Source organism: Rhodoferax saidenbachensis, from assembly GCF_031457975.1.
Lineage (GTDB): Bacteria > Pseudomonadota > Gammaproteobacteria > Burkholderiales > Burkholderiaceae_C > Allorhodoferax > Allorhodoferax saidenbachensis_A.
On the sequence record NZ_JAVDXO010000003.1, the window covers coordinates 255004 to 279321 of the forward strand.

The following is a 24318-nucleotide window of genomic DNA, read 5'->3' on the forward strand; positions in this document are numbered from 1 at the left end:
ATGCTGTTAACTGATATCGGCGTCGAGCACACGCTGGCGTCCCCAAAGGGGGGACTTCGTGTGGCGTTATTGCTGCATCCCTTTACGAATACCCAACGAGACTCACTTGGCAAATTCGAGATCGTTCGTGGCATCCGCGAGCTAGGGGTTAAAGAAGTGAAACGTTCAACATTCGTGTCGTTTCAGCAATTGGCAGAGTTGTATGCGAAAGGTGTACTCGACGAATTCGGGTTTTCCGTTCGCATGTGTCCCGCTGATGGCAAGTACCCCACTGCGAATCCTGTTAAAAAAATACTCCCAACCAGCATCAGGCCAGGCTCACCGTTCGACCTCGCGGTTCAGGGCGTGGATGTTTCAAAACCAGCTAGCCGCGAATTGAGAACAGCGTTGCTTCGCACTAACGTCAAGCTTTAAGGGTAGCGGACATTCTGGACTGGCACACCAAGCAGGTAGGATGGACAGCCGATATGCGGCGGAAGCCGACATCCAAGAAATCACCCGGGGGATATTCAGAGTCCAGCTGAGTGGTCAAAATCGAGGGTGAAGACTGCGGTGTTTGTCGCTATTTTTATGAGAGCAGCTCACGCAGACTGGATATGAAAAAATGCCATTTTTTATAGACCACACTCCCACGTTATACCGCAGTGCTTTGCGGTATAAATTACGTTAAGCGGCAACTGCTATGTCCCGGGTGAAATCAGTCGAGGTTGATCTCCGCGAAGTGGAGAATTCAGTCGGGCTTCATGAGACGCTTCGCGATGCCTTGGGGTTTCCTGGTTGGTATGGCTGCAATTGGGATGCCTTTTGGGATTCAATCACCGGGTTGGTGGAGATGCCTGAAACCCTTCGACTTCTTGGCTGGTTTGAATTTCAGCAAAGGTTGCCGCGCGATGCAGAACTCATGCGGTCCTGCCTTGTTGAAATGACCAACCGGTATCCCCAGTCTGCTTCAAGCGTCATCTATGAGTAGCCACTTCTCAAGCTTCGGCAGCGCACAGCCTCTTGGGCTTCAGGCCGCCTGTGAGATCGCCTTCTCCATCGGCCAGCCGCCTAACCCCTCCGTCAAGGGGACGTCCCGCAAGCGGGCCGCCCCTTACGTCGAACGTTAGGCCACTCGCCGTAGGACTCAAGATGTACTCATTCATAAACTCATCAAGAAACAACTTCTACAACAGATCAAAGCTAGCCAAATTGGTCCAATACGTTCGGCATAAAAGTGCACCGCCAAGATGGATGACTTCAAACGATGAGCTTCGACTTATTTATGTAGATCAAAAAGCGCTACTGAATTCGGGCTCTGTTGTTTGGGGGGCTATCGTACAGGCCAACAAACTGTTGTTCAATGCAGGAACAGAAGATCATCCTGTGCTAATTGTGTATTCTCTAGATCCGCACTTTGATGCGAATCCTGATCAGCTTTTGGACATTGCTAAAACGCTATTCGGGCTAAAAGGAAATGCCCCTGAAAGCCCAGAGCATGCACGTTTTGCATCGATGATTACGAATGAGATGGAGCGAGCCATGAGCTGGGTCGTTCCACAAGAGTTGACCGATGGTTATGAAGTTACAGCCAGTACGATGATGCTTATTCGGAAACACCTTCCAAACAATCGCCTTGAGCGAAGCTTGATGCCATTGTTAACCCATCCCAGTACTCCAGCAACGATGGTCTTACCGTCTAGCTACTGGCCACGCTAACGGCAAATGTACACAGCTCAGCCTAACCCGGCGCTCAACCCCGTTCGCTTCGCTCTCTGGACGCTGCGCGATGAAGCCGCGCAGCGCCGGTTAGCTCTACGTTAACGACCGCTTCGGAGCGCCGCGATAGTCTGCTGTCAGTCTGGAAGCGCCCCAGCTTCGCAGCGGATGCGGACATCCCGCGACAAGACTTAATTTTGAAACGATTCCGATTAATCTTCTACCCATTATTCGTGGAACACCTAACGAATGCCTGAACAAGTTGACTCGAATAACGGTGGTTCACCGATAGGCGCTGCATTTGGCTTGATTGCATTTGGCGCATATTTTCTGGCTGGCTCGTACTACGGATTGACCTATGCAAAATGGCCGTTCTTTATGCCGCCTCAGCTTGACATTTTTGACCTTCTTTTTGGGATTTTTGGGGAGCATGCCGGTGGGTATGTTGGCGGCGGCTTGCTGGGTGTGCTCGGTTTGGCTTTGGCGATATTGGGCGTCGCCGTCCTAGCGAAAAGCAATGTGTAAAAGGTTCGTCAATTGGACCCACAACGGCAGGACGCGCTCCTGCAACTCTTCACATCAGAGTGTGCCGTTGTGGTCCACTCACGACAAACGTTAAATCGCATGACTAGTTTTCAACAAGCGCTGAAGAAGGCGAGGCCCCTGGCAGGCGCACACTGGTCACTAACCGCCACGCTCACTCTTATCGGGTTGGTTCTTCTCTTCTACCAGCCCTGCAATCGCGGTCCGTACTACGTTGAGTACATCACCACTGCCGTGTCTGTCTGCTTGGTTCTTTGGTCCAATCACGTCGTCAATGCCCCCGTGCAGTCCGTTCGGAGAGCAGCAGCAATCGTAGGGCGGTCGCTATACGACCTGATTGCGCTTGTGGGCCTAGTGCTTTTTGCGTCCTTTCCCATCGCAGTATTTGTCCCCGCGTATCAGTGCTACACCGACCGAGCTCGTGCCAGCGAGGTCCTTTTGGCTGGCTCCGGCTTGCGTAGTGAAGTCGAAGCAAGAGCGGCCAAACTCGGGGCCCTTGAAGGTTCTGGGCGAGGGCTGGAATTTTCGCCCTCGGGACGTGCTCGTGCTGGCTTGGTGACCAACGACGGGGTAATAGTTGTCGTAGGCGAGGACCCTGCCGTTGTCTTTATGCTTTCGCCCACAATTTCCGGCAGTGCGGTTAGCTGGAAATGTCTAGGCTTTCCGGAAAAGGTTGCGCCCACGATTTGTAGGAGCAAAGATGCGCCTTAACATGTCCGTCAACACGGACGCCCTCGAGCATCCGCTTCCTACGGTCGCGTCTCGCAGCGGTTGCCAGGTGCGTTTACGTTAACGACTGTTTTTGAACAACTTGAATGTCTGCAGCCAGTCTTTTTGCGTCCCCGCTAGACAGCGAAAGCAGGCTTTCAAAACACCGACTTTTTAACTTCGCAGCGTGGATAAAAATAATCACCAAGTGCTCTTCACTTAAAGTATTCGCCAAATATGGGTTCCCACGTGCTTGAAAAATTGAGAAAAGCGAATATTGGGACTGTTCTAGGTCTTGCTGGCTTTGGCGTGGTGGTCGTAATTGGTTTGACTATTCCCTTGTGGCTTTTCACCATTACCTCAGCCCCACAAAGCAATCCAAGCATTCAATGCCAGAGCCAACAGGCTGCCACCAAAACACTTGTGGGCACACTTCGACGCGCCGGGTCATCGTTCTATATTCAAGAACAATCTTGGCACTTTATTGCTCCGGCTTGTAGCGGAAAGCCTAGCAGCAATTGCGTCATGACTGAACACGCCCAAATGTTGGATCGAACTGTCGGGCAAACAATCAGTGCAGGGTATTGTGCGAACGAAGTGGTTTTTTATAAGGTGCATGGAGTTACCTACTTTAGGTAGCCTCTGGTGTGCCCGAGTGTCCGGCTCAAAACCTGATTTTCCCGGTCCAAATATCCCGGTACATGCACCAGTCGCCCATAAAGCTGTAGAGCGGGCGCTTGAAGCTGGCGGGCTTGTTTTTCTCAAAACCAAAGTGGCTGACCCAGGCAAAGCCGTAGCCGCACAGCAGGCCGTACAGCAAGTACTGCGGCTTGTCGGTGGCCAGCAGCATGGTCAGGCACACCAGCATGAGCGTGGAGCCCACAAAGTGCAGGCGGCAAGTGCGGTTGCCCTAGGTACTGGCCAAAAACTGTCGCATGGCGGATAGGGTTTGCTCTGGCGCCTCGGTCATCTGGTGGTGGCCCACGGGCAGGGTGGCCAGCTCGGTGCGGGCAGCGCGCTGGCGTGCAGCGGCCAGCAGGGGCTGCGCGGCCTTGGGCGTGGTCATCTGGTCCTGTGCGCCCAGAACAAACAGCACGGGGCACTGCACCTGTGCCATCGCTTCTTCGCCATGCGCGTAGTTGTTGCAGGCAGAGAAGCCGCGGTGGAACACGTTCACCGCCGCATTGCTGGCCAGTACGCGCCGGCCCAGTGCCATGCTGCTGCCATAGACCCAGGTGCCCGGCCCTAGTGCCGACGGAGGGGCGGCCAGCGTGCTGCGCGAGAACACGTTGATCATGGTCAACGCCTTGTCGGGTTCGTTCAGCGAAGTCTCCAACAGCGCGGGCGATACCTTCATGGGGTAGGCCGTGCCCACCAGCACCAGGTGGGTGGCGCGGGTGCCCAGGCGGCTCGCGGCTTCCAGGGCAATCAGCGAGCCCCAGCTGTGGCCCACCAGCGCGGTTTTCTCAATACCGGCGGCGTCCAGCAGCGCGACGATGAAATCTGCGGCTTCTTCCACGGACGACGGTGCCTCGCCACCACTGCGGCAATGGCCCGGCAGGTCCACGGCCAGCACGTTGTAGCCATGGTGGGCCAGGTAGCGGCTTTGCAAAATCCAGACGCTGTGGTCGTTGAGCACGCCGTGGATGAAGACCACGGTGGGCTTGGTGGCATCGAAGGGCTTGCCGCCGGTGTAGCAGTAGGTGGTGGCGCCGTTGACGAGCAGTTCCATGGTCAGGCTCCCGCTTTCTCTGCCGCTTTGAGGGCGCGCTTCAGGTCGTCAATCAAGTCATCTGGGTCTTCTAGCCCGATCGACAGGCGGATCGTGCCCTGGGCGATGCCGGCTCCGGCCAGCGCTTCGTCACTCATGCGGAAGTGGGTGGTGCTGGCCGGGTGGATCACCAGGCTGCGGCAGTCGCCCACATTGGCCAGGTGGCTGAAGACCTTGAGCGCCTCGATGAACTTCTTGCCCTGCTCGCGGTTGCCCTTCAGGTCAAAACTGAACACCGAGCCTGCGCCTTTGGGTAGGAGCTTTTGCGCCAGCACGTGGCTGGGGTGGCTTTCCAGTAGAGGGTGGCCCACGCGGCCGACAAAGGGCTGGCTGGCCAGGAACTGCACCACCTTCTCTGTGTTGCTGATGTGGCGCGCCATGCGCAGGCTCAGGGTTTCGATGCCCTGCAGGATCAGCCAAGCGGTATGCGGGCTCATGCAGGCGCCAAAGTCGCGCAGGCCTTCGCGGCGCGCGCGCAGCAGGAAGGCGCCCACGGTGCTTTCCTCGCTAAAGTTCATGTTGTGAAAGCCCTCGTAGGGCGCGGCCAGTTCAGAGAATTTGCCGCTGGCCGCATGGGCGCGGGCCCAGTCAAAGCTGCCACCGTCCACCACCACGCCACCAATCACCGTGCCGTGGCCGCTGAGGAACTTGGTGGCCGAGTGGTAGACCAGATCGGCTCCCTGCGTGAACGGCTGCACCAGCCAGGGCGAGGTGAGGGTGGAGTCCACCAGCAGCGGAACACCCGCCTCGTGCGCGATCTGGGCAATGGTGGGCGTGTCCAGCACGTCCAGCCCGGGGTTACCCACGGTTTCGCCAAAAAACAGGCGCGTGTTGGGCCGCACGGCGGCGCGCCAGCCGTCTACATCGCCGGGCTTCACAAAGGTGGTGTCGATGCCAAAGCGGCGCAGTGTGTAGTGCAACAGGTTTTGCGAGCCGCCATAGAGCGCGGTGCTGGCCACAATGTGCCCACCTGCGCCCATCAGGGTGGCTACCGCCAAGTGCAGCGCGGCCTGGCCGCTTGAGGTCGCAATGGCGCCAATGCCGCCTTCCAATGCAGCCATGCGCTGCTCAAACACGGCATTGGTGGGGTTGCTGATGCGGCTGTAGACGTGGCCCGCCCGCTCCAGGTTGAACAGCGACTGTGCGTGCTCGCTGGACTCGAACACAAACGAGGTGGTCAGGTGGATGGGCACGGCGCGCGCGCCGGTGGTGGGGTCGGGCGATGCACCTGCGTGCAGGGCCAGGGTGTCAAAGCCAGGGTCGGCGTAGCCAGCCATAGGTTTCTCCGTCACAGAAGGGGATGAATCGCCGAGATTGTGGGCTATATTTGGGCCATTGCCCCAACCGAAGTGTCACGAGGAAGCACCATGAAAGTCAGCGATATTCTGCGCGTCAAAGGCGGCACGCTTTACACCACCACGCCAGAAGACACGCTGTCCGATGCAGCCCAACTGATGGCCGAGAAAGACATTGGTTCGCTGGTGGTGATTGCGCATGGCCTGGTGGTGGGCATGCTGACCTTCCGCGAAGTGATCCAGGCTGTCGTGAAAAACGGTGGCAGCTTCGGCACCACCACCGTCTACCGCGCCATGGACCCCGGCCCGCTGACCTGCACCATGGAAACCGAGATGGACGAGGTGCGCCGCATGATGCTGGAGCGCCATGCGCGCTACATGCCGGTCATCGACAACCGCATGCTCATGGGTGTGGTCAGCTTCTACGACGTGGCCAAGGCCGTGGTGGACAGCCAGAACTTTGAAAACAAGATGCTCAAGGCCTACATCCGCGATTGGCCCGAGGGTGACGAAAAGCCCGAACAGGAAAACACCTGAACCCGGGTTGCGTTGGCGGGGGTCAGCCCTCGCTGGCGTGGATCATGTCCCGCACCCGCGGGTAAATCTGCTGGTTCCACTTGCGGCCGCTGAACACACCATAGTGCCCCACACCGGTTTGCACATGGTGTGTTTTCTTATGAGGGCGAAGGCTGGTGCACAGGTCTTGCGCAGCCACCGTCTGGCCCACTGCGCAGATGTCATCGCGTTCTCCCTCCACCGTCATTAACGCTGTGCGGCGGATGGCCGCCGGGTTGACGATGCGGTCCTTGTAGGTGAGCTTACCCAGGGGCAGGTCGTAGGTCTGGAAGACTTTTTCCACTGTCTCCAGGTAAAACTCTGCTGGCAGGTCGTTCACCGCCAGGTACTCGTCGTAGAACACGCGGATGATGTTGGCCTTCTCCACATCCCCATTCACGAGGTGCTGGTACAGGTCTTTGAAGGACTGCTTGTGGCGGTCCAGGTTCATGCTCAAAAATGCGCTGAGTTGCACAAACCCCGGGTAGACGCGACGCATATAGCCCTTGTGTGGCAGGGGCACATGGCTGACCAGGTTTTTCTCGAACCAGTCGATCGGTTTGCTGACCGCCAGTTTGTTGACTTCGGTGGGGTTCACGCGGCAGTCCACGGGGCCCGCCATCAGCGTCAGGCTGCGTGGTTGGGCTGGGTCGTCGTCTTCGGCCATCAGGGCGGTAGCGGCCAGGGCCGCCACGCAGGGTTGGCACACCGCAATCACATGGGTGCCGGGCCCAATGGTCTGGGCGAAGCGAATCATGTGGTCGATATAGTCGTCCAACCCGAAGGCCCCATGGCTTAGCGAGACGTCGCGGGCGTTGTGCCAGTCTGTGATGTAGACGTCGTGGTCTTGCAGCAGGGTGCGTGCGGTCTCGCGCAGCAGCGTGGCGAAGTGGCCGGACATGGGCGCCACCAGCAGCACCTTGGGCTGGGGTTCGGCCATAGCCTCCTGCTTTTGAAAGTGCAGCAGGGTGCCAAAGGGCATGGTCAGTACAGCCTCTTCGGTCACAGGAATGTCGCGTTCGCCCACTTTCACGCTGTCAATGCCATACGCCGGGCGCGAGTGGGTCAGTCGCAGGCGGGAGAGTACCTCCATACCGGCCGCCATCTTGCGCAGCGCGCTGCCCTCGGTCTGGTTCATCCAGAGGGACGCGCCCAAGCCCTGGGCCAGCAGGCGCAGTGGCGAGGTGAAATCAGACTGACTTTGGTAGGCTTGGTAGAGCATGGTGGTCCTGTCCGTGTGAGGGCATAGCCCATATGGACCCATTGCAGGCAATTTGCGCGCCAACCCGCGCTGGGCATGCCATGATGGCCCGTATTGGCACAACCCTTGCACGTGCCCAACCACCGATCTCCGTTGAAAGATTTTCCATGGCCAAAGCGGTTCTCACGATCAGCAGCAAAAACTATGGTGCCTGGGCGCTGCGTGGCTGGCTCATGGTCAAGCTGTCGGGGCTGGAATTCACAGAGAAGGTTATTTCCCCGGACGACCCGGCGATGAAGGCCGAGATGCTGTTGCTCTCCAGCAGCATGCTGGTGCCGTTTCTCCAGCACGACGGCGTGACCGTGTGGGACACCATGGCCATTGGCGAGTATCTGCATGAGATCAAACCCAAGGCCCACCTGTTACCTGGTGATGTGCGCGCCCGTGCGCACTGCCGTGCGGTATGTGGGGAAATGCACTCGGGCTTTGCCTCCATGCGCGGTTCGCTGCCTATGAACCTCAAGGCGCATTTTCCCAAGTTCAAGATCTGGTCCCGCGCGCAGGCCGATATCGACCGCGTGCTGGCCATCTGGAAAGACTGCCTGCAAAATTACGGTGGCCCGTATTTGTTTGGCAAGCAGCCTTGCCTGGCCGATGCTATGTACGCCCCGGTGGTCACGCGGTTTCTGACCTACGACGTGGCCCTGAACAAGGAAGCAGCCGCGTATTGCAAACGCATCATGGCGCTGCCCGCCATGCAGGAATGGGTGGCGGCCGCCAAGGCCGAGCCCGAAGAAATCGACGAGCTGGACGCCGAGTTCTAGGCCTTTTCAGACCCAAGGGGTGGGCGCGGGCACTGCGCACACCGGGTCCACGTCAATCGACTTGAAATCTGCCGGCGACACGATCTCCAGGTACTCCATATCAGGCGAGTAGTCGAACAGGAAATGGCGAATACCCGGGCGCTGGTGCACCACGTCGCCCGCCTGCACCAGCGTTTCCTTGTCTTCGTACATGAACTTGGCCCAGCCCTTGGTCATGATGATGATCTGAAAATCTGCCTCATGTCGGTGCCATCCCGTGCCTGTCTCTGGTGCCATATTGGCCTTCACCAGGTGCGCGATCACCTTGCCGTGCGTCGCCTCGGCAATGCCCAGGTCGCGGTACAAGAAGAAATCGCGCAAACCGCCCGATACAAATTGTGTGTCTTCGGGTTTGACGTGAGAAAACTGCGTGATGGCGCGGTCTAGCATGGCTCACTCCTGGTTCAGACGGCAGAAAAACACTGAAATGGTGCGCTGCAGCATCATGCATAAAGTGTTCCAGCCCATGCCCGTGTGAGCGGCCGAGGTGGCGGTGTCTGGGATAATCCCAGCACTATGAGCGGCAACACCTTCGGACACCTCTTCACCGTCACCAACTTTGGTGAATCCCACGGCCCAGCCATTGGCTGCGTGATTGACGGCTGCCCCCCCGGCATGGAACTCAGCGAGGCCGACATCCAGGGCGACCTGGACCGCCGCCGCCCCGGCACCAGCCGCCACGTGACACAGCGCAATGAGCCCGATGCGGTGCAGATCCTCAGCGGCGTCTACCAGGGCAAGACCACGGGCACGCCGATCGCGCTGTTGATCCAGAACACCGACCAGCGCAGCAAGGACTACGGCAACATCCTGGAGACCTTTCGCCCAGGACACGCCGACTACACCTATTTCCAGAAATACGGCATCCGCGACCCGCGCGGCGGTGGCCGCTCGAGCGCGCGCCTGACCGCACCCATGGTGGCGGCCGGTGCGGTGGCCAAGAAATGGCTGAAGGAAAAATTCGGCACCGAGTTTCGCGGCTGCATGACGCAGATTGGCGAGTTGCCCATTGCGTTCGAGAGCTGGGACCATGTGCCCCACAACCCATTCTTCGCCCCGGTGGCCGATGTGCAGGCGCTGGAGGACTACATGGACGCGCTGCGCAAGGCCGGCGATTCGTGCGGTGCACGCATCCGCGTGAGTGCCTCCAACGTGCCGGTGGGCCTGGGCGAGCCTCTGTTCGACAAGATGGACTCTGACATCGCCTACGCCATGATGGGCATCAACGCCGTGAAGGGCGTGGAAATTGGTGCCGGCTTTGGCAGTGTGATCCAGCGTGGCACCACGCATGGCGACAGCCTCACGCCCAACGGCTTTGCCAGCAACAACGCTGGCGGTGTGCTGGGCGGCATCACCACCGGGCAAGATCTGGAGGTGAGCATCGCCATCAAACCCACCAGCTCCATCATCACGCCGCGTGACTCGATCGATGTGCAGGGCAACGCCACCGAAGTGATTACCAAAGGCCGGCACGACCCCTGCGTGGGCATACGTGCCACGCCGATTGCCGAGGCCATGCTGGCCCTGGTGGTGATGGACCATGTGCTGCGCCACCGTGCGCAGTGTGGAGATGTGGTGCCTGCGCTCACACCGATCGCGGCAAGCATCTAAGCGCCGTGGCTGAGGCTCCTGCGGCGTCGCGTCAGCAAATTCTTCCGTTTGCGGCGCTTACTGCCAGCTACTGCACCCACGCAGGGTTTTTCAATCCCTTCTTGCCGTTGTGGCTCAAAAGCCTGGGTCTGAGCCTCGTGGTTATCAGTGTGTTGACCTCCGTCCAGGCGGCAACCCGCATGTTCGCCCCTTACGCTTGGGGCGCATTGAGCGACCGCACCGGTGAACGCGCGAAGCTGCTGCGCTATGGGGCTCTGATTGCGCTGGTAGCGTCCGCCGGTCTGTGGTTTCCGGGGGGTAATACGTGGTGGCTGGGCGCAGTGTTGCTGGTGATGTTTACCCAGACCAGCGGCATGATGCCCATGACCGAGGCCGCCGTGGCCCATGTAGTGAGCCAGGGCGGCGCGTTTGATACCAAGCTCTATGGCCGCGTGCGGCTGTGGGGGTCGCTGGGTTTCATGCTGGCCGTGCTGGGTGCCGGGGCCTGGTTTGAGCACGTGGGTATGCGCAGCTTTCCGCTCATCGTGAGCCTTAGCCTGGTGGCGCTGTTGGTGTTTGCCTACCGCATGCCTGATGTGAAAGAAGAGCACCATGCGAGTGCCGACGCGGTGTCACAGCCGATTGGTCCCGTGCTGGCGCAGCCCGCGGTGCGCTGGCTGTTTGCCTCGGTGTTTTTCCATGTGCTGTCACACATGGGGATCTACAGTTTCTTCTCGCTCTACATCGATTCGCTGGGCTACAGCAAGACCATGATTGGCCTGCTGTGGGCGGTGTCGGTTACGGTGGAAATTGGCTGGTTCTTCACCCAAAGCCGATGGATGCCGCGCGTGAGCCTGACCGGCTGGTTGGTGCTCTGTGCGGCGGTCATGGTGTTTCGCATGGCGGCGACAGCGTCTATGGCATCGGTGCTGTGGGTGCTGGTGATTGCCCAGGCGCTGCACGCGCTGACGTTTGCGGCCCATCACAGTGCCTGCATCGCGCTGATGTCGCACCACTTTCCGGGCAAGCTGCGCGGTCGTGGCCAGGCGCTGTACATTGTCATCGGCTACGGTATTCCCGGCGTCATTGGCGGCTTGGTGGGTGGGCAGCTCAGCCAGCATTTCGGTCTGGCCAGCGTGTTCTGGGGCACCACGGCCATGGCGGCGGTGGCCTGTGGTTGCGCGTACAAGGTGTGGCGCATGCGCCACCCGGCAGGTGGTGCGGCGCCCGCTGCAGCGGCTTGATTGGTTTGAATTTTTCTAGGACGTTCTCATGAAAACAGCACTCATCCTCAACGGCCCCAACCTCAACCTGTTGGGCACGCGCGAGCCCCAGGTCTATGGCTCGCAAACGCTGGCCGATGTGGAGGCGCTATGCGAACGCGCCTGCCTGGCCAATGGCTTCAAGCTGGACTTCCGCCAAAGCAACCACGAAGGCACGTTGGTGGACTGGCTGCATGAGGCCGGACAGTTGCATGCCAAGGGCAAGCTGGCCGGTGTGATCCTGAACGCTGGGGCCTACACCCACACCAGCGTGGCACTGCACGACGCCATCAAGGGCACGGGCATCACGCTGATCGAACTGCACATCAGCAACGTGCATGCGCGCGAGGCTTTTCGCCACCATTCCTATATTTCGCCCGCGGCCAAGGCCGTGATGGCCGGGTTTGGTGTCAACGGTTACGCGCTGGCCGTGGCGGGGCTGGCTGGCATGCAAGCCGCGTAATTTTCTCGCCCATCAGGGGGCTATCACCACGGTGACGCCCGCCTTGCGAAAGCTGCGCAACGTGGCCGTGGGCGTGTCACCGGGCACCACCAAGGTCGCCAGGGTGCTGGTGGGTGCAATCACAAAGGCCGATGCGGCCATGAGCTTTTCGCTGGAGGCCAACACCACGGTCTCGGCTGCACGCGCGCTCAGTGCGCGTTTTACGTCAGCTTCTTCGCTGTCCCCAGTGCTCAACCCCGCCTGCGGGTGCACGCCCGTTACACCCATGAAAAACAGGTCGGCGCGGTAGCGGGCGGCGGCCTCAATCACTGCGGTCCCCACGTTCACCATCGAATGGCGGTACAGCCGCCCTCCCAGCACGATGATGTCCAGGTGGAGATGCTGCGCCAGCGCCACAGCCACGGTGGGGCTGTGGGTCACCACGGTGGCACGCAGATCGGGCGCCAGGTGGCGCGCTACCTGCAGCGCCGTGGTGCCGCCGTCCAGCATCACCAGTTGCCCGGGTTGGACCATGGCCGCGCCGGCACGGCCCAGTGCCACCTTGTCTTCCGGCGATACCTCGGCACGCACTGCCAGATTGGCCACCGCAGCGGAGGAGGGGAGGGCGCCCCCATGCACGCGCTGCAACTTCCCCTCTTGGGCCAGCTCTCGCAGGTCACGGCGAATGGTGTCTTCGGACGTGCCCAGCTCGGCGGCCAGGGTTTTGGCCAGGATTTGCCCGTCGGTCGCCAGGCGGGTCAGGATCAGTTGTTTACGTTGGGTGGTCAGCATGGTCTGTTGTGTTTGCACGAAATTGCGCAATAATGCATGATACTGCATATATCAGGAGAAACGATGAATACCCCCCTTTCCCACGCCGCAGCGCCCGCCGTGCGCGTGCTCCAGAGCGAAGTGCTGTCCGACGACTGGTACACGCTGAAGAAAACCACCTTTGAGTACCAGCGCCGCGATGGCAGCTGGCAGCGCCTGAGCCGCGAGACCTACGACCGCGGCAACGGCGCGGTGCTGCTTCTTTTCAATGCCGACCGTGGCACCGTGATCCTGACGCGGCAGTTCCGCTTTCCCGCGTTTGTGAATGGCAGCGCCGACGGCATGCTGATCGAGGCCTGCGCGGGCTTGTTGGATGGCGACGACCCCGAGGCCTGCATACGCCGCGAGGTACAGGAGGAAACCGGTTTCCAGATCCAGTCGCCGCGCAAGCTGTTTGAGGCCTATATGAGCCCGGGCTCGGTGACGGAGAAGCTGCACTTTTTTGTGGCCGAGTACCAGGCCCACCAGCAGACGGGCGAGGGCGGCGGCATGGCACACGAGGGAGAAGACATTGAAGTGCTGGAGCTGTCGCTGGCCGAGGCTTTGGCCATGGTGCACAGCGGTGCCATTCAGGATGGCAAGACCATCATGCTGTTGCAGCACGCGGCCTTGACCGGGTTGGCACAGTTGCTTTAGTTCAAGTCCAGGCGGGCGTCTGGAAGGCGTGGGCCAGAAAGTCCACCATGGCGCGCACCTTGCCCGGCAAATGTTTGCGCGTGGGGTACATGGCGTGGATGCCCAGCGTGGGGCCCTGCAGTGCGGGCAACACGCGCACCAGACGGCCCGCCCGCACATCCTCCCCCACCAAAAAACCAGGCTGGTAGATCAGGCCCTGGTCGGCCAGTGCAGCGGCGCGGCAGGTGTCGCCACTGTTGGCGCGCAGGCGCGGGTGGGTGGTCACGCGGTGGGCCTTGCCCTGGGCGTCGGTCAGCGTCCACACATCGCCGCCCGACCACCACGAGTACGCCATCACGCTGTGCTGGGCAATGTCTTCCAGCGTGGTGATGGGCGATGCCTGGCGCAGGTAGGCGGGGGAGGCACACAGCAGCACCTGGTCATGTGCCAGCGTGCGGGACACCAGGGTGGAGCTGGCCAGCAGCGCAATGCGCACCGCCATGTCAAAGCCTTCGTCCACCAGGTCCACCACGCGGTCGGTTAGCACAATGTCCAACTCTACGCGCGGGTGCAGCTTCAGAAACTCTCCCCACAACGGCGCCAGATGCAGGTTGCCAAAGGTCAGCGGGGCGTTGATCTTCAGCCGACCGGTGACCGCTCCCGCACCTTCGCTGACGGCGGCGTTCGCGTCGTCAACATCTTCCAGAATCTGGCGGCAGCGCTCCAGGTAGTCGCTGCCCGCATCGGTGAGCGAGAGGCGGCGCGTGGTGCGGTTCAGCAGGCGCGTGTTGAGCGCAGCTTCCAGCTCCAGCACCAGGCGCGATACGACGGCCTTGGAGGTGTCCAGCCGCTGCGCCGCCTGCACAAAGCTGCCGGCCTGCACCACGGCCACAAAGGCCTGCATCTGGCGAAACTGGTCCATGGCGGCGCAGGCCTCAGGGCACGATGGTGGTGAACAGGTAGGTGGCCAGCAGCACCAGGTGCACGACACCTTGCAGCACCGTGGTGCGCCCGGTGCTGAGCGACAGGCTGGAGACAAACAGCGAGAGCAGCAGCAACACGCTGGACTTGATGTCCAGACCCAGCGTCAGCGTCCAACCCGTAGCCAGCGACACGATGGCCACGGCGGGAATGGTGAGGCCGATGCTGGCCAGGGCCGAGCCCAGCGCCAGGTTCAGACTGGTTTGCAGGCGGTTGGCGCGCGCGGCGCGGTAGGCCGCCAGGCTCTCGGGCAAGAGCACCACCATGGCGATGATGATGCCGACTACGGCCTTGGGCGCACCCGCGTGGGCCACCGCGGCTTCGATCGTGGGCGCCAGCGCCTTCGCCAGCAAGACCACGGCGACCAAGGCCAGCAACAGCAGACTTGCACTGGTGGCGGCCAGCTTGCCGCTGGGCGGGTGGGCGTGGGCTTCTTCGTCAGCCTTGGCATCAGGGGGCAAGAAGTAATCGCGGTGGCGTACCGCCTGCACCAGCACAAAGGTGCCGTAGAGCACCAACGAGACGATGGCCACAAAGGCCAGTTGGCTGGGGCTGTACACGGGGCCGATGACGCTGGTGGTGTAGTTGGGCAGCACCAGGGTGAGTACGGCGATGGCGGCCAGTGTGGTTAGCGAAGCACTCACGCCCAGCTGGCCAAAGGTTTGTTCACGGTAGCGGCTGCCACCGGCCAGCAGGCACAGACCCACAATGCCGTTCAGGATCAGCATCACCGCAGCAAACACGGTGTCACGCGCCAGCGCCGTGGTCTCGGGGCCACCGGCTAGCATCATCGAGACGATCAGCGCCACCTCGATCACGGTGATGGCCAGCGCCAGCACCAGCGTGCCATAGGGCTCGCCGACCTTGTGTGCCACCACTTCGGCATGGTGCACGGCCGAGAGCACGGTGCCCACCAGTCCAACGGCCAGTAGAGCCACCCACCAGCCACCGGCCAGACCCAACAGGCTGCCGCCCAACAGCACCCAGCCTGCAGCCGGCCAGGCGACGGACCAAAGAGGCAAAGGGGCGTGCTGTTGCATGGTGCGGGCTTTCTTTGAACGGTGGAGTTCCTCTATTGTCAACAAAACAGAGACATTGAATCAATGGGACGGCTATTTATCTTTGTTTTATAGGCTTTTACAGTGCAGGTATCGCTTTTGAACATGCACAAGGAACCCACCATGACCGCACTGCCCAGCTTGTTTGTCTCCCACGGTGCCCCGCTGTTTGCGGTGGACGCCGGCACCACCGGCCCCGCGCTGCAGGCCTGGGGCGCTACCTTGCCAGCTGACTTGCGCGGTATCGTCATCATGTCGCCGCACTGGATGGCACGCAGCCCCGCCGTGATGACCACGCCTCAGCCCAGCACCTGGCACGACTTTGGCGGCTTCCCGCCCGCACTGTATGAACTGAATTACCCCGCGCCAGGCAGTCCGGCGCTGGGCTACGAGGTGATTGCCGCGCTCAAAGCCGCCGGCATTACCGCCCAGCCCGATGACACCCGCCCGCTGGACCACGGCACTTGGGTGCCGCTGATGCACATGCTGCCGCAGGCGAACGTGCCCGTGGTGCAGGTGGCCCTGCCCATAGGCTACGGCTCGCGCGAGGTGTATGCCATGGGCGCTGCCCTGGCCGACCTGCGCGCGCAGGGTGTGCTGGTCATGGGCTCGGGGTCCATGACGCACAACCTGGGCGAATTCTTTGGCGGCGAGCGCGCCGTGGCGCCCTATGTGACCGAGTTCAGCCGCTGGATCGAGACGCAGCTCAGCACCGGCAATCTGGACGCGCTGCTGGCCTACCGCGTCCATGCGCCACACGCCAGCCGCGCCCACCCGAGTGAAGACCACTTCTTGCCACTGTTCTTCGCGCTGGGCGCTGCGGGGGCAGACGCCCGGCCGAACTACCTGAGCCGCGAGGTGATGTACAGCATGCTGGCGATGGACGCGTTCACGCTGCAATAGGCGTTTGGGGCAGCATGTCGTCAAGAAATTGACAGAAAATGGCCTCTAGCCCCCGTAGCTATTGCGCAAGAAGCTATCAAATTAGTAGCATTTTTGAGGGGCGAAGATGGCTTGAGCTAGGGTAATCGGCAGTCGGGTGCGCTGGGCGCTGGGCTACACTGCGCCGCTTTAGCGCCAAACTTTCACAACCGTATTGGAAGCGCATGCAGTTCCTCAAGTCCCTCTCGGTCGGCACCCGCCTGTCGCTGACCTCCACCATCGTTCTCTCCCTGTTGCTTGCGGTGCTCTACACCGGCTACAGCACGTTGTCTTCGGTAGCGGCGCAGGCCGCACAGTTTCGCGCCGCGGTGGACAGTGCGCAAACCACCATGCTGGTGCTGGCTGGGCTGGCGGTGCTGGTGGGCGTGGTCTCCACCTCCAACCAGGTGCGCAGCATCTCGCTGCCACTGGCCGATGCGATCCATATTGCCGAGACCGTGGCCTCGGGCGATTTGAGTCACGACTTTGAAAACACCCGCGGTGGCGAGTTCGGCCGCCTGCTGGACGCCATGGGCACCATGGAAGACACGCTGACCGACCTGGTCACCCAGATCAAGGAAAACACGGCACCACTCACCGCTTCTTCTGAGGACATCGTGCAGTCCAGCGCCGACTTGCTGCAGCACACGCGCCTGCAGGCCGATGCACTCAGCGCCACGGCGTCCAGCATGTCAGAGCTGACGTCTACCGTGCAAGAAAACGCACAGCGCGCACAAAGCGCCAACGCACTGGCGGTGAACGCATCCGGCATTGCCCAGCGCGGTGGTGAGGTGGTGGGCGAGGTGGTGCAGACCATGCACGCGATTGCCGACAGCTCGCGCAAGGTCGTGGACATCATTGCCGTCATCGAAGGCATCTCGTTCCAGACCAATATCCTGGCGCTGAACGCGGCGGTGGAGGCGGCCCGTGCCGGCGAGCAGGGCCGTGGCTTTGCCGTGGTGGCTAGCGAGGTGCGCAGCCTGGCCGGGCGCAGCGCCGAGGCCGCCAAGGAAATCCGCCAGCTCATCAGCCATTCGGCCCAGCAGGTGGAGAGTGGCTCGCAGCTAGTGGGCCGGGCCGGCCTCACCATGCAGGACATCGTGGCCGCCGTGCACCAGGTGACCGACATCCTGAGTGAGATTTCTGCTGCATCGATGCAGCAAAGCCAGAGCGTGCGCCAGGCCACCGAGTCGATGGTGCAGATGCAGGCCGAAACCAGCCACAACACCCAGCAGGTGGGCCACACCGCCACGGCCGCCACGGCCATGAGCGAGCGCGTGCGTAGCCTGCAAAACGCGGTGGATCAGTTCAAGGTCTGACAGGGCACTTGAGCCTTATTTTGGCCTCTAGTCCGCGTGGAATATGCGCGAGACGCTCCTGAATTGTGAGCGCCTGCAGAGTCGAACGCGCAAGCACCCGAACGCAAATCACAGCGACGTAGCCACCAGATAGCGCTGGCCACCGGCATTTTTGGCCCGGTACATGGCGCGGTCTGCGGCCAGCTGCAGGGGATGCGGCGACACCGTGCTGTCGCCCATGGCAATGCCAATCGAGGCACCCAGAATGCGCGTCTGCGCGTCCAGCGCAATGGGCGGCGCGATGGCAGCCAAGCATTTGGCAGCCACGGCGGTGGCTGCCTGCTCCGCAGTGGCCGGGTCGGCGTCCAGATCGGCCAACAAGACGGCGAACTCGTCCCCACCGATGCGGGCCAGGGTGTCGGACTCACGCACCACGGCGTTCAGTCGCCGCGCGACTTCCACCAGCGCCTGGTCGCCCGCGGCATGGCCCAACTGGTCGTTGATGGGCTTGAAGTGGTCCAAGTCAATGCACAGGAAGGCGACGTGGCTGCCACGGCGGTGCGCGCGGGCCAGTGCCTGGGCCAGGCGGTCGGCCAGCAGCGCGCGGTTGGGCAGGCCGGTCAGCACATCGTGGTGGGCCATGTGCACCATTTCTGACTGGCTGGCTTGCAGCTTGACCAGCAGGCGGTTGAAGGCCTCCGTCAAATGCCCCACCTCGTCCTGGCGCGCCACTACCAGGGGTTCCAAGGGCACTTCGCCGCGTGTCATGCGGTCGGCCTGCTGGGCAGCTTGCAGCAGCGGGCGCAGCGCGTAGTACAGCAGGATGGACGCAATTGCAACGAAGGCAAACAGCGCCCAGCTGCCGTGCAGCGTCATATAGCGCTTGGTGCGCGCTACCACCGACAGAGCCTCGGTGGTGGGTAGGCGGGCCACCACAAACCAGCCGGTGCTGGGCACTGAAGCCATGGCAGAAATCTCTTCCACCCCAAAGGCGTTGACGGTGGTCCCGGTGCCGCGGTAGCCCTGCATGGCGCGGTCATGCAAGGCGTTGACGCCCGGCGGTGGCGTGGGCTTCAGTACCATGCCGGGCACGGTGGACGCGATGAACAGCTTGTCGCGCGGCGAGATCAGCAAAAAGCCGCCTTGCTTGCCAATGCGGTCCTGGTCGGTGAAGGACAGAAAACCCGGGGTCGCCAGCGCGGTGACGCCCATCAGTACCGCGCGTACCTTGCCCGAGGCATCTTTCACAGGGATCGCCATGGGCAGCACGGCCTCCTGGGTGGTGGTGTTCCGTATGGGGCGCCCCACGGTCAACGCGCCGGATTGCACGGCCTGAAACAGGTCCGCGTCCGCATAGCTGGGAAGGGGTTTGGTGGTGGGGGCAGCAGAGCCTGCCACTGCCTTGCCATCGGGCGTGTAGGCGATGAGGCCGTGGGAAAACAAGGGTTGGTATTGCTGCCGCACCGCCAGCCAGCTTTGCAGGGCCGCGGGCCGTTCCAGCAAGCCCAGCGGCAAGCTTGCCGCCGCCTGGGTCAACAGGGCCTGGCGTTCCAGCAGTTTCTGGTCCACCTCGCGGGCAACGTAGTTGGCCAGCGTCAATTGCTGCGCGGCCATCACCGCACTGATGTCCTCGCGCAGGTAGCTGCTCAGCGTCATATAGCGCAATACATTGCCCACCAGCAGCAGGCAGATGCCAATAAAGATGATGCGGGTACCCAGGCTGTTGGCGAAGCGGTGAAACGTCATCCGGCCATGATAAATGCCTCAGCACTCCACAATATTCACCGCCAGCCCGTTTCTTTTATGACTTTGGGTCGCGGCCCCAAGGACGTCGTGGCCTTGTTGTAGGAGGGGGCAGCACTCATCTCTCCGTTGCGTAATTTTCGCTAAGCTCCGCAATATGAATCGACATCTATTGCCGAAGTTCTCTCGATACCAAAAGACCAAGCTTGCGCTACTGGCTGTGTTCGTGGAGGTGTTCTTCCTGGTTTTTGCTTTTATTCCCGCTGCATTTCTCGCGTTGCTGAGTGCAGCGGTTTATGGTCCCAAGCTCGGCTTGCTGATCGGAGTTCTGTTGTTTATAGGTGTAGCGTGGTTTATTCAACCGGACCCCGTTGATGACCGACACGAAATGGAGTTGCCTTCCAATTCCGACATGCACAAGGTGGTGGATGCCTTGGCAAGGCAACTGAAGGCTCCCAAGATTCACCGAATCGTTCTGGATGACAGCTTCAATGCAGCGGCACACACTTCGTCGAGTCCTTTTTACTTCTGGGTAGTGCGCCGCAAGTTGGTACTAGGCGCCCCCTTGCTGCAGTTGCTCAAAGCCGATGAAGTGAAGGCAGTCATCGCGCATGAACTGGGGCATTTTTCGGCAGGACACGACCGATTGGGACAGTGGATTTACCGCGTCCAGTACAAGTGGGGTGTTTTTTCACTCATGTCGCGCACTGATAGCGATAACTTCGTGGAGTCGGTGCAAAAGCTGATGTCGCACCGGCTGGTTCCATTTTTCTTGCGGCAGTCATCCGCTTGGTCACACCAATGCGAGTACGAAGCCGATGCGAGTACGCAAAGCATGGAGCTGTCTCAAAGTCTTATCAACGCCCTAGCGAAGATGGAGATGCATGCCTATCTCTGGCAGAACCAGATCCGATATGAGTATGTACAGTGGCAGCTGCGCGATGAGTTGCCCTCGCAAAATGTTCTCGAACAAATGGCGCAGGCCATTGAATCCCAAGCGCAGACCTCTTTCGATTCGATGCTCGCTTACACACTGTCGCGTCCGCGTCGGCTGTATGACACACATCCTAGACTCCATGAACGTGCGGGTGCTTTGTCAGTTGACATCCAGATGCCTGATTGGACAGGTCCTTGTGCGGGCGAAACTTTGTTGAATTCAGATTGGAAGGAAGTGTTCGGGGCTTATAAAAAACGCTGGTTCGCGAAACACAGGGATGCCTGGCGATTCGCGCATTTCCGTCTCAGGTGGTTGGAGGAACAAGTCAAATTACGTCCAAACGAGCGTGAACTGCGGGCCATAGCAGATGCCACCTTTATCGGATCTTCCAAGTCACTGGAAGTACTTCGGAATGTCGTCCAGGAGTCCCCGGGTAACAGCTATCTGCATTATGAGTTGGGGTGTCGGCTATTGGATGCAGAGGATGACACCGGACTCCATCATCTGCAGGAGTCGATCAAGCTCAACAAGAAAATGGCGGTGGCCTGCTTGAGGAGGATTTGTGAACATCACACCCAGCGCGACTCCATCACCCACATCAGCCGTTCTCTGGATCGATTGGCTGCGGCGCATCGGTGGGTAGAGAGCTTTTACGAAGACAACCTCTGGAGCCGGTTTTGCTCTGAACCCTTGGGCACATTGCCTGAAGAGGCAAAGTTGCTATTCGCGGACGCCGTAGGGAGGGACTCCCGCATCGACGGTTGTTGGGTCGGGAGTCTCTCAACAAGTGAACTCAAAGGTTATCAGTTCAAAATTCATTTGATTGTTTTTCGCCTTGACAGTGCTGGCATACACGAGCCTGGAAAGAGTGAAGAACATGTGCGGGCGCAGCTCGCCAGCTTGCTCAAAGCAGTTTGTAAACCGGACGAACTGGTGCATGTGAAGTCGGTTCTCTGGACGGAGCCACTGAATCCTCATTTGTTGAGAAATTTGGATCAACATCCAGGGGTCTGCGTCGTTCAACCCCAGCTCCCGGTCAATCAAGATATCTTAAGAATTGGCGTCCTCTGACGCCTTGATCTGCCTCAGCACTCCACAATATTCACCGCCAGCCCGCCGCGCGCGGTTTCCTTGTACTTGGTCTTCATGTCAGCGCCGGTTTCACGCATGGTCTTGATGACCTTATCCAGGCTTACGAAGTGGCTGCCGTCGCCGCGCAGCGCCATGCGGGCGGCGTTGATGGCTTTGACCGAGGCAATCGCGTTGCGTTCGATGCAGGGGATCTGCACCAGCCCGCCCACCGGGTCGCAGGTGAGGCCCAGATGGTGTTCCATGCCAATCTCTGCCGCGTTTTCGACTTGCTCAGGCGTGCCGCCCATCACGGCGCACAGGGCGGCTGCGGCCATGCTGCAGGCCACGCCCACTTCGCCCTGGCAGCCGACCTCGGCACCGCTGATGGAGGCGTTCTCTTTGTAGAGAATGCCGACGGCCGCAGCGGTAAGCAGGAAGTCGATCACGCCAGCGTCCGTAGCCCCCTGTACAAAGCGTGTGTAGTAGTGCAACACGGCGGGGATGATGCCGGCCGCGCCATTGGTGGGCGCAGTGACCACGCGGCCACCGGCAGCGTTTTCCTCGTTGACGGCCAGCGCGTAGAGGTTCACCCAGTCCATCACCTGCAGCGGGTCGCGCAGCGCGTGTTCGGGGTTGGCGGTCAGTGCCTGCAGCAGGGCTTTGGCGCGGCGCTTGACCTTGAAGCCGCCGGGCAGCACACCGTCGGCCGCGCAGCCGCGCTTCACACAGTCTTGCATGACCTGCCAGATGCGCAGCAGACCCGCGTCAATCTCGGCATCGCTGCGCCAATGCTGCTCATTGCGGCGCATGATTTGGGCAATGCTGAGCCCATGTTCTTGGGCCAGCACCAAGAGCGCATCGCCGCTGGTAAAGGGCAGGGGCAGCACCGTCGCATCCGGCGCAATCACCTTTTGGCGGCTGCCATCCGCAGCGACTTCGTCGCTCACGATAAAGCCTCCACCCACCGAGTAATACACGCGGTTGGCCAGCTCGTTGCCTGCCGCATCCAGTGCCACAAAGCGCATACCGTTGGCGTGGAAGGGTAGGGGCGCGCGCATGAAGAGCAGGTCATCCTTCTCGCGAAAGGCAATGCGGTGCGTGCTCGCCAGCGTGAGCTGCTGGCTGCTGCGTACCTCGGCCAGCAGTGCGGGGATCAGGTCCACCTCCACTGTGTCGGGTTCATGGCCGCACAGGCCCAGCAGCACGGCCACATCGCTGGCGTGGCCCTTGCCGGTGGCGCCCAACGAGCCGTGCAGCCAGCAGCGCACGGTGGTGGTCTGCTCCAGCACGCCGCTGTGCTGCAGGCGCGCCACAAACTGTCGCGCCGCGCGCATGGGGCCTACGGTGTGCGAGCTGCTGGGCCCCATGCCGATCTTGAAGAGATCAAATACGGATACTGCCATGTGGTGCTCCTAGTGGGTGAAGTGTGGATGAAGTGGCTTGTGTTGCAAAGTGCTGGTGCACATGCCCCACCAATTGGTGGGCGGTGATGGCCGATAGCGTCCAGCCCAGGTGGCCGTGACCGGTGTTGTAGAACACGTTGGCGCGTTTGCCCCGGCCCACGCGCGGCAGCATGTTGGGCAGCATGGGCCGCAGGCCGGCCCAGGGTTCGGCCCGGCGTGTGCTCACGCCCGGGAAGCACTGGTTAACCCAGTTCACCAGGGGGCGAATGCGGTCGGCGCGGATGTCATGGTTGAAGCCATTGAACTCGGCCGTGCCCGCCACGCGGAAGCGGTCTTGGCCCAGGCGGCTGGTCACCAGTTTGGTTTCGTCGTCCAGCAGGCTCACCTGCGGTGCGGCCTGCTGGCTGGTTTCATCGTTCAGGTGCACGGTGATGGAGTAGCCCTTGACCGGGTAGATGTTGAGCCGGTCGCCTAGCTGCGCAGCAATGCCACGGCCGTGCACACCGGCACACACCACCACACCGTCAAACACCTGCGTTTCGGTGCCGTCCTCGTGCTGCAGCGCGAGCTGCGCGCTGTGGCCATCGGCCGACGCCTTCAGTACCTGGTGGCCATAGAGAAACTTCACGCCCAAGCGTGCACAGGCCTGTGACAGGCCGTGGGTGTATTTGTGGATGTCGCCGGTCGAATCGCTCTCGGTGTAATACCCACCGTAATACTGGCCCTGCAGCGTGGGTTCAATGGCGCGCATCTCATCCGGCGTGACCGCGCGGCGTGGCAAGCCGCCAGCGGCCAGCATGGTGGATACGGTGCCGGCGTGGTCAAAGCCGGCCTTGTTGCGGTAGATGTGCAAGATGCCTTTGCGCTTGTGGTCGAAGTCAATGCCCTCTTTCTCGGCCCAGCCAAACAGGTGCTCGCGCGCGGCAATGGCTAGGCGGGTGGTCGCTTCGGTGTTGTCGCGGTACTTGGGTATGGCCGCCATAAACTCGGCCATCCAGCTCAGTTTGTGCCAGGTGGGCATGGGGTTCATCAAGAGTGGGGCGTCTTTGGTGAACATCCATTTCAGGCCTTTGACAATGGTGCTGGGATGGGTCCAGACCTCGGCATTCGATGCCGACAGTTGTCCTCCGTTGGCATAGGAGGTTTCCATGCCTGCGTAGCGGTTTTTCTCAATCAGGGTGACCTGGTAACCCGCTTGGGCCAAGGTGTAGGCGCTGGTAACGCCGGTGATGCCGCCGCCGATGATGGCAATGTGTTTCATAGAGCTCTCGCAAAACAGTCGCAAACCAAGAAGTCGCCTACCCACACACCATGTGCAGGTGACGACCCCCTCTGTTTGAGACCTGAGAGATTCGCCAGCGGCCTTGTGGGCCTGCGGCTTGCTCCTGCGGTGTGCTGCGGGACTGTCCGCAGCAGCTCTTCAGAGTGCTAATGATCGAAGCGGTCCTTTTGCCTGAGAGTTTCCGGGGTGGTTGCTCCTTCGGCGCTGACGTTTTTAGGCGCCAGGCTCTCCCGCTGCGATGCCAGGTCCA

General features: G+C 60.9%; 24 protein-coding genes, 1 pseudogene and 1 riboswitch. Of the genes and pseudogenes, 14 read left to right on the plus strand and 11 right to left on the minus strand.

Annotated elements, in window-relative coordinates; all coding sequences use genetic code 11:
- The 5 genes from J2X15_RS09220 to J2X15_RS09240 all read left to right on the plus strand — a co-directional run bounded on the left by J2X15_RS09220 (window position 1) and on the right by J2X15_RS09240 (window position 3588).
- Window positions 1-414, plus strand: coding sequence for a hypothetical protein (locus J2X15_RS09220; RefSeq protein WP_310341798.1), 414 nt, complete (start codon window positions 1-3; stop codon window positions 412-414).
- 268 nt (window positions 415-682) lie between these two features.
- Window positions 683-970 (plus strand): barstar family protein, encoded by a 288-nt coding sequence (locus tag J2X15_RS09225; protein WP_310341799.1) that lies wholly within the window; start codon window positions 683-685, stop codon window positions 968-970.
- 263 nt (window positions 971-1233) lie between these two features.
- Window positions 1234-1698, plus strand: coding sequence for a hypothetical protein (locus J2X15_RS09230; RefSeq protein WP_310341800.1), 465 nt, complete (start codon window positions 1234-1236; stop codon window positions 1696-1698).
- A gap of 249 nt (window positions 1699-1947) precedes the next feature.
- The gene (locus J2X15_RS09235; RefSeq protein WP_310341803.1) at window positions 1948-2223 is read left to right on the plus strand and encodes a hypothetical protein; all 276 of its coding nucleotides are present in this window, start codon (window positions 1948-1950) and stop codon (window positions 2221-2223) included.
- A 963-nt stretch (window positions 2224-3186) separates the two neighbouring features.
- The gene (locus tag J2X15_RS09240; RefSeq protein WP_310341806.1) at window positions 3187-3588 is read left to right on the plus strand and encodes a hypothetical protein; all 402 of its coding nucleotides are present in this window, start codon (window positions 3187-3189) and stop codon (window positions 3586-3588) included.
- Between the two features lie 25 nt (window positions 3589-3613).
- Here J2X15_RS09240 and J2X15_RS09245 read toward each other — a convergent pair.
- The 3 genes and pseudogenes from J2X15_RS09245 to J2X15_RS09255 form a co-directional block, all read right to left on the minus strand.
- Window positions 3614-3856, minus strand: a pseudogene (locus tag J2X15_RS09245) (Mpo1-like protein); the annotation flags it as partial.
- Window positions 3857-3859: 3 nt separating this feature from the next.
- On the minus strand, window positions 3860-4681 hold the full coding sequence (locus J2X15_RS09250) for an alpha/beta fold hydrolase (protein ID WP_310341807.1): 822 nt from the start codon (window positions 4679-4681) through the stop codon (window positions 3860-3862).
- Window positions 4682-4683: 2 nt separating this feature from the next.
- Window positions 4684-5997, minus strand: coding sequence for an O-acetylhomoserine aminocarboxypropyltransferase (locus J2X15_RS09255; protein ID WP_310341810.1), 1314 nt, complete (start codon window positions 5995-5997; stop codon window positions 4684-4686).
- 90 nt (window positions 5998-6087) lie between these two features.
- Between J2X15_RS09255 and J2X15_RS09260 the strand changes: the two genes are divergently transcribed.
- The gene (locus tag J2X15_RS09260; RefSeq protein ID WP_310341813.1) at window positions 6088-6552 is read left to right on the plus strand and encodes a CBS domain-containing protein; all 465 of its coding nucleotides are present in this window, start codon (window positions 6088-6090) and stop codon (window positions 6550-6552) included.
- 22 nt (window positions 6553-6574) lie between these two features.
- On the opposite strand, the gene J2X15_RS09265 is transcribed toward J2X15_RS09260, so the two are convergent.
- Window positions 6575-7792 (minus strand): polyhydroxyalkanoate depolymerase, encoded by a 1218-nt coding sequence (locus J2X15_RS09265; RefSeq protein ID WP_310341815.1) that lies wholly within the window; start codon window positions 7790-7792, stop codon window positions 6575-6577.
- 146 nt (window positions 7793-7938) lie between these two features.
- On the opposite strand from J2X15_RS09265, the gene J2X15_RS09270 reads away from it, so the two are divergent.
- The gene (locus tag J2X15_RS09270) at window positions 7939-8595 is read left to right on the plus strand and encodes a glutathione S-transferase (protein WP_310341818.1); all 657 of its coding nucleotides are present in this window, start codon (window positions 7939-7941) and stop codon (window positions 8593-8595) included.
- A 6-nt stretch (window positions 8596-8601) separates the two neighbouring features.
- On the opposite strand, the gene J2X15_RS09275 is transcribed toward J2X15_RS09270, so the two are convergent.
- On the minus strand, window positions 8602-9024 hold the full coding sequence (locus J2X15_RS09275; protein WP_310341820.1) for a cupin domain-containing protein: 423 nt from the start codon (window positions 9022-9024) through the stop codon (window positions 8602-8604).
- Window positions 9025-9150: 126 nt separating this feature from the next.
- On the opposite strand from J2X15_RS09275, the gene aroC reads away from it, so the two are divergent.
- The 3 genes from aroC to aroQ are packed head-to-tail and all read left to right on the plus strand — an operon-like array spanning window position 9151 to window position 11949.
- Complete coding sequence (gene aroC, locus J2X15_RS09280; protein WP_310341822.1) at window positions 9151-10245, plus strand: chorismate synthase; 1095 nt, start codon at window positions 9151-9153, stop codon at window positions 10243-10245.
- A gap of 5 nt (window positions 10246-10250) precedes the next feature.
- Window positions 10251-11468 carry an MFS transporter gene (locus J2X15_RS09285; protein ID WP_310341824.1) on the plus strand — a complete coding sequence of 406 codons (1218 nt, stop codon included), beginning with the start codon at window positions 10251-10253 and terminating at the stop codon, window positions 11466-11468.
- A 28-nt stretch (window positions 11469-11496) separates the two neighbouring features.
- On the plus strand, window positions 11497-11949 hold the full coding sequence (gene aroQ / locus J2X15_RS09290) for a type II 3-dehydroquinate dehydratase (protein WP_310341826.1): 453 nt from the start codon (window positions 11497-11499) through the stop codon (window positions 11947-11949).
- A gap of 12 nt (window positions 11950-11961) precedes the next feature.
- Here the strand turns inward: aroQ and J2X15_RS09295 are convergent, their stop codons facing one another.
- Entirely contained in the window at window positions 11962-12720 is a 759-nt protein-coding gene (locus J2X15_RS09295; RefSeq protein WP_310341827.1) for a DeoR/GlpR family DNA-binding transcription regulator, read from the minus strand.
- Window positions 12721-12783: 63 nt separating this feature from the next.
- On the opposite strand from J2X15_RS09295, the gene J2X15_RS09300 reads away from it, so the two are divergent.
- Window positions 12784-13395: an NUDIX domain-containing protein gene (locus J2X15_RS09300; protein WP_310341829.1), complete on the plus strand. Its 612-nt coding sequence runs from the start codon at window positions 12784-12786 to the stop codon at window positions 13393-13395.
- A 1-nt stretch (window position 13396) separates the two neighbouring features.
- On the opposite strand, the gene J2X15_RS09305 is transcribed toward J2X15_RS09300, so the two are convergent.
- Both J2X15_RS09305 and J2X15_RS09310 read right to left on the minus strand, forming a co-directional pair.
- On the minus strand, window positions 13397-14296 hold the full coding sequence (locus tag J2X15_RS09305) for a LysR family transcriptional regulator (protein WP_310341831.1): 900 nt from the start codon (window positions 14294-14296) through the stop codon (window positions 13397-13399).
- A 13-nt stretch (window positions 14297-14309) separates the two neighbouring features.
- Complete coding sequence (locus J2X15_RS09310) at window positions 14310-15395, minus strand: calcium:cation antiporter (protein WP_310341834.1); 1086 nt, start codon at window positions 15393-15395, stop codon at window positions 14310-14312.
- A gap of 141 nt (window positions 15396-15536) precedes the next feature.
- Between J2X15_RS09310 and J2X15_RS09315 the strand changes: the two genes are divergently transcribed.
- Both J2X15_RS09315 and J2X15_RS09320 read left to right on the plus strand, forming a co-directional pair.
- Window positions 15537-16316, plus strand: a complete 780-nt coding sequence (locus J2X15_RS09315) for a DODA-type extradiol aromatic ring-opening family dioxygenase (protein ID WP_310341836.1) — start codon at window positions 15537-15539, stop codon at window positions 16314-16316.
- Between the two features lie 203 nt (window positions 16317-16519).
- The gene (locus J2X15_RS09320) at window positions 16520-17653 is read left to right on the plus strand and encodes a methyl-accepting chemotaxis protein (protein ID WP_310341838.1); all 1134 of its coding nucleotides are present in this window, start codon (window positions 16520-16522) and stop codon (window positions 17651-17653) included.
- A 108-nt stretch (window positions 17654-17761) separates the two neighbouring features.
- Here the strand turns inward: J2X15_RS09320 and J2X15_RS09325 are convergent, their stop codons facing one another.
- Window positions 17762-19378, minus strand: coding sequence for a diguanylate cyclase domain-containing protein (locus J2X15_RS09325; RefSeq protein ID WP_310341841.1), 1617 nt, complete (start codon window positions 19376-19378; stop codon window positions 17762-17764).
- Window positions 19379-19532: 154 nt separating this feature from the next.
- Here J2X15_RS09325 and J2X15_RS09330 point away from each other — a divergent pair, with 154 nt between their 5' ends.
- Window positions 19533-21383: a M48 family metallopeptidase gene (locus J2X15_RS09330; RefSeq protein ID WP_310341844.1), complete on the plus strand. Its 1851-nt coding sequence runs from the start codon at window positions 19533-19535 to the stop codon at window positions 21381-21383.
- Window positions 21384-21397: 14 nt separating this feature from the next.
- Here J2X15_RS09330 and J2X15_RS09335 read toward each other — a convergent pair whose 3' ends face one another.
- Both J2X15_RS09335 and J2X15_RS09340 read right to left on the minus strand, forming a co-directional pair.
- Window positions 21398-22786, minus strand: coding sequence for an L-serine ammonia-lyase (locus J2X15_RS09335; RefSeq protein ID WP_310341847.1), 1389 nt, complete (start codon window positions 22784-22786; stop codon window positions 21398-21400).
- Window positions 22767-24047: a D-amino acid dehydrogenase gene (locus J2X15_RS09340; protein ID WP_310341850.1), complete on the minus strand. Its 1281-nt coding sequence runs from the start codon at window positions 24045-24047 to the stop codon at window positions 22767-22769. The genes J2X15_RS09335 and J2X15_RS09340 overlap by 20 nt, the downstream gene beginning before the upstream one ends.
- 170 nt (window positions 24048-24217) lie before the next feature.
- Window positions 24218-24311, minus strand: a riboswitch (glycine riboswitch).
- Window positions 24312-24318: the final 7 nt, after the last annotated feature.